Source organism: Nocardiopsis alba (genome assembly GCF_000710955.1).
Classification (GTDB): domain Bacteria; phylum Actinomycetota; class Actinomycetes; order Streptosporangiales; family Streptosporangiaceae; genus Nocardiopsis; species Nocardiopsis alba.
Genome location: NZ_BAZE01000011.1, coordinates 139,941 through 151,471, shown reverse-complemented (window position 1 = coordinate 151,471; position 11,531 = coordinate 139,941). Strand labels below are relative to the sequence as shown.

The 11,531-nt window shown below is 70.7% G+C and carries 2 protein-coding genes; both read right to left on the bottom strand.

Annotated features, from left to right (window positions below; genetic code table 11):
* Positions 1-20: 20 nt before the first annotated feature.
* Positions 21-6,869 carry a non-ribosomal peptide synthetase gene (locus tag TR33_RS19590; protein ID WP_234305893.1) on the bottom strand — a complete coding sequence of 2,283 codons (6,849 nt, stop codon included), beginning with the start codon at positions 6,867-6,869 and terminating at the stop codon, positions 21-23.
* 5 nt (positions 6,870-6,874) lie between these two features.
* Positions 6,875-11,515 (bottom strand): SDR family NAD(P)-dependent oxidoreductase, encoded by a 4,641-nt coding sequence (locus TR33_RS19585; protein ID WP_042284627.1) that lies wholly within the window; start codon positions 11,513-11,515, stop codon positions 6,875-6,877.
* Between the last annotated feature and the right edge of the window lie 16 nt (positions 11,516-11,531).

Sequence of the window (11,531 nt, the reverse complement as noted above, 5' to 3'; positions counted from 1 at the left end):
TCGGGGCCCGGCGGTGACCGTCACCGCTCTCCACCTCCGAGACCGGCGAGGATGTCGTCCAGCACACCCGGCCGGACCGAGGACGAGGTGCGAAAGCCCGGCCGGTCCGGTGCCGTCACCGCGTCACGGACGGTGTGGAACTCCTTCCGAACGGCGTCGGCCAGGGCCCGGTCGTCTCCGCGGGCCCGCCACGCCGCCGGATGACGCAGCTCGATCAGCAGATCCCCCTCTCTACGCCAGGCGATGACGTCGAGGACCCGAGGGGAACGGAGGTCCTCGTCGACGGTGACCTCCGCCGGCAGATGGACGACCTCGACACCCTCCGTGCGCCCGCCCTGCTCGCCGAGGTAGTTGACGCCGACCTGCGGACGGATTCCGGTGAGCAGGGCACCGTCCTCACCCGTCCCCGGGTCGAATCGGCGCAGAGGACCGTAACCGGACCCCTTGCCGGGAAGCCGGTCGAACGAGCGGCGGACGGCGTGCAGGGTGTCCGCGACCCCGTCCTCGACCCGCACGAGATGGGGGAAGACGGAGGTGAACCATCCCACCGTCCGGGTCAGGTCCCGCTCCTCGGAGAACCGCTCCCGCCCGTGCCCTTCGAGGGCGACCAGGATCCGGTCGCGGTCCCGCCAGGCGCCCAGGGCACGGGCGATGATGGCGAGGACGGTCTGACCGGGCTCCACTCCGTGGGACGTGCGGGCCGCGTCGAACACCTCCTTGACCTCGGCCGCCGGGAAGCGGAGCACTTCCGAGACGGTGTCCGCGCGCCGGACGTCGTCCTCGTCGAACATCCTTCCCGCCGCGTCGGCCCGCCGGGCCAGGCCGGTCCAGTACGGCCTCTGATCGCGAAATCCCCCTTCCCGCGCGTGTGCCGCCAGTTCCGCGGTCCACGACGGGAACGACACGGTCTTGGGGGCGAGCGGAGCGGACGGGTCCGCGAGGCAGGACAGCAGGTCCTCGATCAGGATCCCCCACGAGACCACGTCCACGGCCAGGTGGTGGACGGCCAGCGCGCACTGTTCGCCCCGCTCCCCGAGCCCCGTCGCCAGTGCGACGGCGGGGCCGGATTCCACGTCCACCCGCCTCTGGAGCGTCCTCAGGTAGTCGGTGAGCTCCTCCCCGGCCAGGCCGGCGGGCGCCGTCTCGGAATGGACCGATCGTTCCGCGTCGGGATCGCACAGCACCAGCGCGTCACCGTCGAGTCGAACGCGCAGGGCGTCGTGGAAGCGGACCAGCCGCTCGACCGCCTCCACCAGGGCCCGTTCGGGCAGCGGGGTCTCGGAGGTGAGCAGCACGCTCTGGGTGAAGACCCGGTGGCGGTCGTCGACCGCGTCCACGAACTCCTGTTGGACGGGGCTGGGGACCAAGGGCCCCGACACGGGGTTCTGGTCGTGGAGCCGTTCCTCGCCCCGGTCGACGGACGCCCGCCCGGCCAGCATGCGCACGGTCTGGTTCTCGAGCAGATCCGATGCCCGGATCACCAGCCCCTCTCGCTTGAGCGCGGCCGCGATCTGGATCGCCTTGATCGAATCCCCGCCGAGGGCGAAGAAGTTCGCGTCGATGTCGGCCACCTCGGCACCCAGGGCACGTTCCCATGCCGAGGCGATCCGCCGCTCGGCCCCGGTCCGCGGCGGCGTCGCGGTCGCCGCCGCGGAGAGGTCCGGAGCCGGCAGCGCCGCCACGTCCAGCTTGCCGTTGTCGGTGAAGCGGACGTCCTCGTCGACCCGGACGATGAACGACGGCACCATGTAGTCGGGCAGCCGTCGGCTCAGGACGGAGCGCAGGCGCGCCTCGTCGGCTTCGGCACCGTCCTCGTAGCGGACCCACAGGCAGAGGCTTCCGCCGCCCTCGCCGGCCTCGTGGACCGCGGCGTGAGCCCACCGGACGTCCGGTTCGTCGACCGCGGCGTGCACGATCTCGGCGGTCTCGACGCGGTGGCCCCGCAGCTTGACCTGCTGGTCGATACGGCCCGTGTAGAAGAACAGCCCGTTGCTCCGGAGGGTGGCCAGGTCACCGGTCCGGTACAGCCGGACGCCGGGGACGTCGGGCGACTCCACGAAACGCTCGGCCGTCAGCCCGGGCTGGTTCAGGTAGCCGTCGGCCAACCCCGCGCCGCCGATGCAGAGCTCGCCGGGGACCCCGATCGGCCGCATCCTCAGAGCCTCGTCGAGGACGTACAGCGAGGTGTCGTTGATGGGACGGCCGATGGGTACGGCCTCCCGCTCCTCATAGGAGTCGAAGACGTGCACGGCGGCGAAGACCGTGGACTCCGTCGGCCCGTAGCCGTTGGCGATCCGTCCCGGGCCGAGGAGGCGGAAGGCCCGCTCGACGTGGGCGGGCGAGGCCGCCTCTCCCCCGAAGATCAACCTACGGATGCCTCCCAGGCGCTCCGGAACGTTGTCGATCAGGGCGTGGAACATGGTGGCCGTGATGAAGAAGCTGGTGACGCCGTGACGTTCGATCTCCGAACCGAGCCGGTCGAGGTCCAGCACCTGCGCCCGTTCCAGGACGACGAGCGACGCACCGTTCGTGAGCGCGCCGAACATGTCGTAGACCGCCCCATCGAAGGAGTAGTCCGACATCAACAGGAAGACGTCGTCGGGGCCTGCGGTGTAGAACACCGATCCGCGCACCACGCGCAGCACGCTCTCGTGCCGGATCACCGTGCCCTTCGGGACACCGGTGGTGCCGGAGGTGTACATGACGTAGATCGGATCCTCGCCGCCGCCCGACAGGCCCGGGTCGAGGGCGTCCTCGGGACCGGCCGTGGACTCGGCCGTGGCCGACTCCACGATCCGGACCCGTTCGTCGGCGAACCCGGCGGCCCGTTCCGCCCGTCCGGCCGTGGTCACGACGAACTCCGCGCCCGAGTCCCGCAACATCAGGCCGAGACGTTCGCCGGGGAACTCGGGGTTGAGGGGCACGTAGTAGCACCCGGCCTTCAGCACTCCGAGGACGGCGACGACCATCTCCGGCGAGCGGTCCGCGAGGATCGCGACCGGCGACCCCGGTGCGGCCCCCTGCCGGGCCAGGTGGTGCGCGACCCGGTTCGCCCGCGCGTTGAGCTCGCCGTACGAGACCCGCTCGTCACCGGCGATCAGCGCCGTGCGCTCGGGTGCGATGGCGGCCTGTCGCTCGAAGAGCCCCGCGACACCGTGCTCCTCCGGCCGCGGAGACGGTGTCGTGGCGAAGCTCCGGATCAGCTCGGTCTCCCGCTCCGGCACCAGGGGGAGCGTGCCCAACGCGTCCGAGTCGTCCGCGGCGAGGACGGAGCGCAGCAGCGTCATGTAGCGGTCGGCGTAGAGCCGCAGCGTCTCCTCCCGGAACAGTGCCGTGGAGTACTCCCACTCCATCAGCAGCCGTCCGCCGGATTCGCGGGCGCTGAGCGTGATGTCGTACTTGGCGCTGCCGTCGTCGAACGTCACCACCCGTTCCCCGGAGTGCTCCAGACCCATGTCGGTGTTCTGGTAGACGAAGCAGGTGTCGAACAGCGGACGGCGCCCGGGTTCACGCGGCGGCCGCAGGTCCTCGATGATCAGTTCCAGCGGGCAGTTCTGGTGCTCGAACGCCTCGAGCACCGTGGACCGCAGGGCGGAGTAGAACCGACCGACACCGTGGTCGCCTTCGACGGACGTTCGCAGTGGCAGCGTGTTCACGAACATGCCCACGACATCGGAGTAGCCGGCGTCCGGCCGACCGTGGACGGGCATGCCGACGACGACGTCGCGCTGCCCGCCGAGCCGGCTCAGCAGCTGTTGGAAGACCCCCAGCAACACCATGGAGGGCGTCAGGTTACGGGCTCGCGCGTACTCCTTCACCGCGTCGAGGGTCGCGGCGTCCGCCTCGGTGAACAGGGTCGCCCCCGCCCCGGAGACGGCGTCGGTCCGCTGCCGGTCGGTGACCAGGTCCAGCACCGGGACACCGTCGGCGAACCGGTCCCGCCAGTACCGGCGCCCGCGCAGGACCTCCTCGGACTCCTCCAGTTCGAGCAGTCCGATCACCGCCGAACGGTAGCCGCGGGTCGGCGCGTGGAGCTCGGCCCCCTCCACGATCGCCGCGAGGTCGCGGAAGAGGATCCCCATCGACGTGCCATCGGTGACGATGTGGTGGAAGTCGATCGCCACGCAGCTCACGCCGTCACCGAAGTCGAAGCAGCCGATGCGGAAGAGCGGGCCCCGGTCGAGCCGGAACGGCCGCACGAAGGACGCCATCTGCTCCCGGGCCCGGTCCTCGTGGCTCTCTCCGGGGCCGGGGGCGTCCAGGAGGCGATGTTCCACCGAGACCTCGACGTCGGCGTGGACGCGCTGCACCGGTTCGCCGTCGACGAGGTGGAAGGTCGCGCGAAGGCTGTCGTGGCGGCGCACGAGATCGCGCATACCCGCTTCGAGACGGGCGATGTCGATCGTCTCGTCACTGATCGTCAGCCCGGTGATGTTGTACGCGACCGAGTCGGCCACCAGGTCGGAGGAGTGGAACATGGACCGCTGGGACGCGGTGAGCGGGAGCTCGTACTCCCGGGGCTCTTCGCCGACGGGGCCGTCACCGTCTCCGGCGGTCTCCGGGGCGCGGGCGAGGTGGGCGCGGATCCGTTCCTCGGTGAGACCGAACTCCTCGGCGACGGCGGTGGCGAAGTCGTCGAACACCGGCGTCCTCAGCAGCAGGGGCGGAGGTACTCCGAGGTCGAACTCCGCGTTCAGCAACTGGACGATCTTCAGGGAGGACACGGAGTCGCCCCCGAGGGAGAAGAGGTCCTGGTCTCCGCCGATCTCGGCGTGGCCGAGGACCTCCGACCACACCGCCGCGACGACGGTGTGCGCCGTGAGCGGCTCGGGCGCGTCGCCGGAGCCGTCCACGCCCCGTGCCCACCGTTCCAGGACCTCCCGCAGACGGCCCGTGCCCGCCGCGTCTCCCTCGCCGCCCCCGATGGGGGGCGTCGAGGCCGCGACCACGGTCTCGTCCCAGTAGCGGGCGTGGTCGAAGGGCTGTGGGGGAAGCGGGACCCGGCGGCCGCTCTCCTCGAGGGCCTCGAAGGGCCTGGCTCGACGGAGGAGATAGGCGGTCACCACGTCCCGATGGCGCCGGAACCGTTCGGGGAGGTCGGTCCATCGGTCGGTTCCGTCGCCGGAGGGGAGGGCGGCTCCTCCGCTCCGCCGCCCACGGTCGGCGGCGGAGGCCTCGGGGCGCCCGCGTAGGACGGCCGTACGCCCGTCGGGGAACGGCTCCTCGTGCTCATCGCACGGACGGAGGAGGCGCTCCAGGCCGGCCCGCAGGGCGGCGCGATCCTCGCAGAGGACGGCGGCCCGCACCGGCTGGTGCTCACGGCCCACGCGCATGGTGTGGCAGATGTCGTCGAGGTGGTACTCGGGGTTCCTGTCGAGGAACTCCAAGTGCCGCGCCGCGGACCGTGCGAGCAGCGATTCGTCGCGCGCCGAGATCACGAAGAGGTGGGGCTCCCCGTCCGTCCTCGGTCGTGGCGGGAGCGGAGGCGCCTCCTCGAGCACCACGTGGGTGTTGGTCCCGGTCAGGCTGAAGCTGCTCACACCCGCCCGCCGGGGCGTCTCTCCCGGTTCCCATTCCGCGAACCGGGAACTGATGTACACCGGCGAGTCGACGAGGTCGAGGTACCGGTTGGGGACGTCGAAGTGCAACGACGGGAGGAGTTTCCGGCGATCGAGGCACAGGACGGTCTTGACCAGCGACACCAGCCCCGCGGCCCCGACCGTGTGCCCGACGTTCGACTTCACCGATCCCAGAGCGCAGAACTGCCTGCGATCGGTGAACTCGCCGAACGCGGCTTTGAGGCCCTTGACCTCGATGGGGTCCCCGAGGGCCGTTCCGGTTCCGTGCGCTTCGATGTAGGACAGCGACTCCGGCGGGACGCCGGCCCGCTTCCAGGCCTTCACGAGCACCTCCTTCTGGGCCCGGGCGTTGGGGGCGGTGATGCCGTTGCTTCGACCGTCGTTGTTCACGGCGTTGCCGAGGATGACCCCGTAGACGTGGTCTCCGTCGGCCGTGGCCCTGGCCAGCGGTTTGACGTGGACACCGACGACGGCCTCGCTCCAGACCGTGCCTCGCGCACGGGCGTCGAACGCCCGCACGTGGTCTCCCGATTCGGTCTCGCTACCGAGGCTTCCCGGGGAGAGGAACAGGTTGACCCCGGCGACGAGGGCGCTGTCGCAGTCGCCCTGGCGGATGGCCTTCATCGCCGAGTCGAGCGCCACCAACCCTGATGAGCAGCCGGTGTCGGTGACCGAGGCGGGCCCCCGCAGGTTCAGGTGATAGGAGAGCCGACCGGCCAGCATGCCCGGCCACGACCCCGTGAACGCCGCGAAGTCCGTCTCGGAAAGGAACGGCAGATAGGACATGCTCAACCGGTGCGAGTGGTCGTTGCCGACGAAGACACCGACCGGAGCGCCGTCCATGGAGTCACGGGCGTGACCCGCGTCCTCCATCGTCTCGATGAGGACCTCCAGCACCTGCCGGTGGTAGGGGTCGAGTTCCATGGCCGCGCGCGGAGGGATCCCGAAGTACTCCGGGTCGAACAGGTCGATACGGTCCAGGAACCCGCCCCGGCTGAGGTCGGTGGGGTTCGGAAGGACCCGGCGCAGATCCTCCATGCGAGCCGGGGGGAAGTCGCCGATCGACTCACGTCCCGCCGCGAGGTTGTCCCAGAACTCCTCCTTGTTCGACGCGCCCGGAAGGCGGCAGGCGATCCCCACCACGGCGATCGGGTCGTCTCCCGAGCCCGCCGCGCTCTGGGGGGATTCGATGGCGCGGATGAACTCCTTCGCCCGTTCGACGCCCAGGCGCTCCTCCCGCACCTGCGTCAGCAGGTACTTCAGGAGCTCCTTGCGTGTCCGTTCCCGCACCCCGGTCACCATCGCTCTCCGCTGTCCTCGATGTCGTCGAAGACGGAGATCAGCTCCGTGTCGCCGATCTCGGCCAGTGCCTCCCGCAGGGACCGGTCGCCTTCCCGGTCGTCCGTCCCTCCGGCGTCCGCGCCGCGCTGCTCGTCGATGTAGGCGGCCAGGTCGACGACGGTGGAGTACGAGAAGAGGTCGGCGACGTCCACCGTCTCGGGATACGCCTGCTCGACCTTCGACAGCAGGTTCGCGGTCATCAGCGAGTTCCCGCCGAGTTCCTGGAAGCCGGCGTAGGCGTCGATCTCCGTGAGGCCGAGCACCGAACCGTAGATGGACGCGATCCGGAGCTGGGTCGGGGTCGGATCCGACACTCCGGCCAGGACGGCGTCACCGCCCGCTTCGCCGGTCTCCGACGGCTCCTTGGCCGCGTTGCGGGCGGCCGTGGCGACTTCGGCCGAGACGGTGAAGGGGAGCGTGTCCCACTCGCGCTCCAGTACCGGCAGGTTGAAGTCGGCCGGAACGGCTCCGTCGACCGGATGGCGCAGGAAGTACGCCAGCCAGGCCAGGCCGCCTTGGATCGAGACGGGCGTGAACGGGGCGTCGTCCGCGTCCACGTCGTGGTCGACGGCCATACCCGCACCGGTCCAGGTCGGCCAGTCGACGGACAGGACACGTGCGCCCTCCGCCCGTGCCCCGGCCGCGAGGGAGTCCATGAAGGCGTTCGCCGCGCTGTAGTCCCCCTGCCCGAATCCGCCCGTGACCGCGGTGATCGACGAGAAGAGCACCACGAACGGGTCCGGATGCTCGGAGGCGAGCTCCAGCAGCGCGACGCTTCCGTCGACCTTCGGGGCGAGGACGGCGTCGTAGACCTCCCGCCGCTTGGAGCCGAGGAAACCGTCGCCGGCGACGCCCGCCGCGTGGACGATGCCGGTCAGGAGCACCCCGTCGGCCTTCAGCCGTTCGCCCAGACCGCGGACCTCCTCGGCCCGCGACACGTCGCAGCGCACGTACTCGGCCGCGGGGAGCCGTTCCAAGCGCCGCTTCGTCGCCTCGCCCAACTCCGAGCGTCCGGTCAGGACGATCCTCTCCGCCCCCCGCGCCGCCATCTCCTCGGCGATGTTCAGACCCAGTCCACCCGCGCCTCCGGTGACGAGGAAGGCGCCTCCGGCGTAGGGGTTCTCGGAGACCTCGTCCTCGACCGCCGTGACGCGCTCCAGGCGCCGGGTGTACAGACGGGTCCCGCGGATCGCCCGCGGCACGGGTCCCGGAGCGCCCAGGCACGCGCGGACCAGCAGATCCGTGTCCGTACCCGGCGGCGCGTCGAGGACGCCGACCGGCAGGTGCTCCTGCCCGATCACCATGGCCAGTGCCGCGGTGGCCGCCGCGTAGGGGTCCGTGGCGGTGTCGTCGTCGGTCACCCGCCAGGCGTTGCCGCCGAGCACCCGCAGCCCGAGGGGGAGCTTGACCCGGTGGGTCAAAAGCTGCTTGTACAGCTCGAACAGAGCGTCGACGCCGCCGCCGCGACGGTCCGCGTGGGCGAGCCCCTCGTCGGCGGTGAGGTCGGCGGCGAACAGCAGGCCTTGGGCCCCTTCCGAACGCAGCCGGGCGCACAGGGCCCGTACGTCGTCCTCGTCGGGCGCGCCCGATCCCAGGTGGCACGGGAGGACCCGCACCCCCGCCTCGGTCAACGCTCCGATGAGCTCATGGCCGGCCGCGGTCTCGCCCACCACGACCCCCCAGACGGCGTCCGGGTCCTCCCGCTCCTCGGGCGGCTCGGTCTCCGTCCAGCCGACCCGCAGGAAGCGACGGGGTCCCGTGACGCTGAAGCGTGTCCAGTCGACCTTCTTGACGGTGTAGCCGCCGATCCTTCCGAAGACCGCGCCGTCGAGGTCGAGCAGGTCGATGTCGAAGGTGATCGTCTCGTCGCCGGGGGCACCGCGGACCGTGCGCACCAGCGAGTAGTACGACTCGGGTGCCGACCGGTGCAGGACGAAGTCCTTGTACATGTAGGGCAGGTAGGTCCGGCCCTCGCTCTGCGAACTGACGTTGACCGCGTTGTCGAGCATCGCCGGGTGCAGTCCGTAGACCTCGGTCTCGGCGTCGACGCCCTCCCGAGGCCGCAGCAACGCCAGGGTCCGATCCTCGCCCCGCCACTCCGCGCGTACGGAGTCCCAGCGCGGACCGAACCGGAAGACGCCGGTGTCGGCCTCGAAAGCGACCGGGTCGACCGTCCGGGCCGCCGCGTTCCGCACCGCGGGGACGTCCACGGTGCCCGGCCGTTCCTCGGCGGGCGCCCCGCCCACCCTGCCCTCGACGTGCGGGATCCAGTCCTCTCCGTCCTTGCTGAGCACCTGGAACGTGTAGTCGTCGCCAGACCGGTCGAGCCGTGTCCGGACGGCCGCCTCGGAGCCGGCGTCGACGGAGAGCGGCATGAGGAAGACCACGTCCTGGAACCGTACGGCTCCGGCTCCGGCGACGGCGGCGTAGGCGGCCCTGGCCATCTCCAGGTACGTGGTGCCCGGCACCACCGCCCTGCGATCGATCCGGTGGTCCGCCAGTACCCAGTGCCTTTCGACCGACAGCGTGTTCTCGAACACGGCACCGGTGTCCGTCCGACCGACCTCGGTGCCGAGCAGCGGGTGGGCCTCCGAGCTCCTGAAGTCCCGCACCCGGGTCCGCAGCGGCCTGGCCCAATGGCGGGTCCGCGCGAACGGATAGGTCGGCAGCGGAACCCGCCGTCGGGCGTCCCCCCGGTGGTACGCGGCGAAGTCGACCCGCGCGCCCCGCACATAGAGGGAGGCCAGCCTGTCGAGCGTCTTCTCCTCGCCGGACGTCCGATCGGCGACGACCGCGTCGGCCTCGGCCGAGAGGCGTTCCAGCGACTGCCGGGTGACGTCCCCGGGAGAGAACACGCCCTTCTTGTCGCTGACCACGGTGTGCGCCCCGTAGTGGACGCCCTGGTCCTCGTCGGTGCCCAGGCCCCGGGCGCGGACCCGGTCCACGGCCTCCGCGAGCTGCTCCTTGCTCTCCGCCGTGATCAGGAGCCGGTGCTCGTGGTGCGCGCGCCCGACGTTGGACGTGTAGCAGATGTCGGCGAGCGACCACGCGCTCTCCGCGAGCATCGCGGAGTAGCGTTCGAGCAGCTCGTCCAGGGCCTCGCCGGTCCGGGCGCTGACGGTGAGGCAGTAGCGCCGTCTGCTCTGCTCCGCGGGGCGGTACGCGGGGGCCTGTTCCAGTACCAGGTGGCAGTTGGTCCGGACGAAGCCGAACGAGCTGACCGCGGCGCGTCTCGGGGTCCCCGCGGGGGTGTCCCAACTCGAAAGACGGTCGTGGACGTAGAGCGGGCTCTCGGGGAAGTCGATGTAGGGGTTGGGTACCTCGAAGTTCGCCGTCGGGGGCAGCACGCCCGTCTCGAGGGCCTTGACCACCTTGGTGACGGCCGCCACCCCGGAGGCGCCCACCATGTGTCCCATGGTGGTCTTCAGCGACCCGACCCCGCAGAACTGCCGACGCGAGGTGTGTCGACGGAACGCGTCCGACAGACCCTTGATCTCGATGGGGTCTCCGAGCGCGGTACCGGTGCCGTGGGCCTCGACGTAGGTGATCGTCTCCGGGTCGACGCCCGCCCTCGACCAGGCGTCGAGGATGACCCGCTCCTGTTGCTCGGCCCTCGGCGCGGTGATCCCGCTGGACATACCGTCGTTGTTGATGGCCGAACCCTTGATGACCGCCAGTACGTGGTCCCGGTCGGACAAGGCGCGCGCCAGCGGCTTGAGAACGACCATGCCGGCGCCCTCGCCCCACACGGTCCCGTCGGCCCGGGCGTCGAAGGTGCGCACGGTGTCGTCGTGGGACTCGACGCTGTCCATCGTCGCCCCGGACATGTACGCGGCCTTCACCTCACCGACCTGCGACATGTTGAGCCCACCGGCGAGCGCCATGTCGCACTCGCCGGCCTGCAACGACTGGACGGCCTGGTGGATGCTCACCGCGCCCGCGGAGCAGGCGGTGTCGGTCATCAGGCACGGGCCGGTCAGGTCCAGCACGTAGGAGATCCGGCTGGCGACCAGCCCCTCCCACGAACCGGAGAGCTGCATCGGATCACGCTCGGAGAACATGCGGTAGTACGAGTAGTTCGTCTGGTCACGCCCGAGGAAGACCCCGGTCCGCGTGCCGCGGACGCCGTCGCCGCCGTATCCCGCGTTCTCGAGCGCCTCGTACGCGGTCTCCAGTCCGATCCGCTGGTACGGGTCCATGTAATCCGCCTCCAGCGGCGGAATACCGAAGAAGCGCGCGTCGAACCGGTCGATCCGGTCCAGATAACCGCTCTTCGAATAGATGCGGTCCAGGTCGGCTCCGTCCACCACCGAACCGAGGATGACCTCGGAGTAGTAGGGGTTCCGCAGGACCTCGTACATGTCCTCCTTGCGGGAGCGCGGAAAGTCGCGCACGCTGTTCCTGCCCTCCCGTAGGAAGTCCCAGAACTCGTCGACGTTCCCGGCCGCGGAGTAGCGTCCGGCCATCCCGATGACGGCGATGTCGGGCCGGGGGGACGACGAGGTCGTCACCTCCTGCAACAGCGTCTTCGCCTCCTCCTTGCCGATCCGCCGCTGCGCGACCTGCTCGAGGATGAAAGCCTTCACCTTGTCCATCTGGCATCCCGATTCT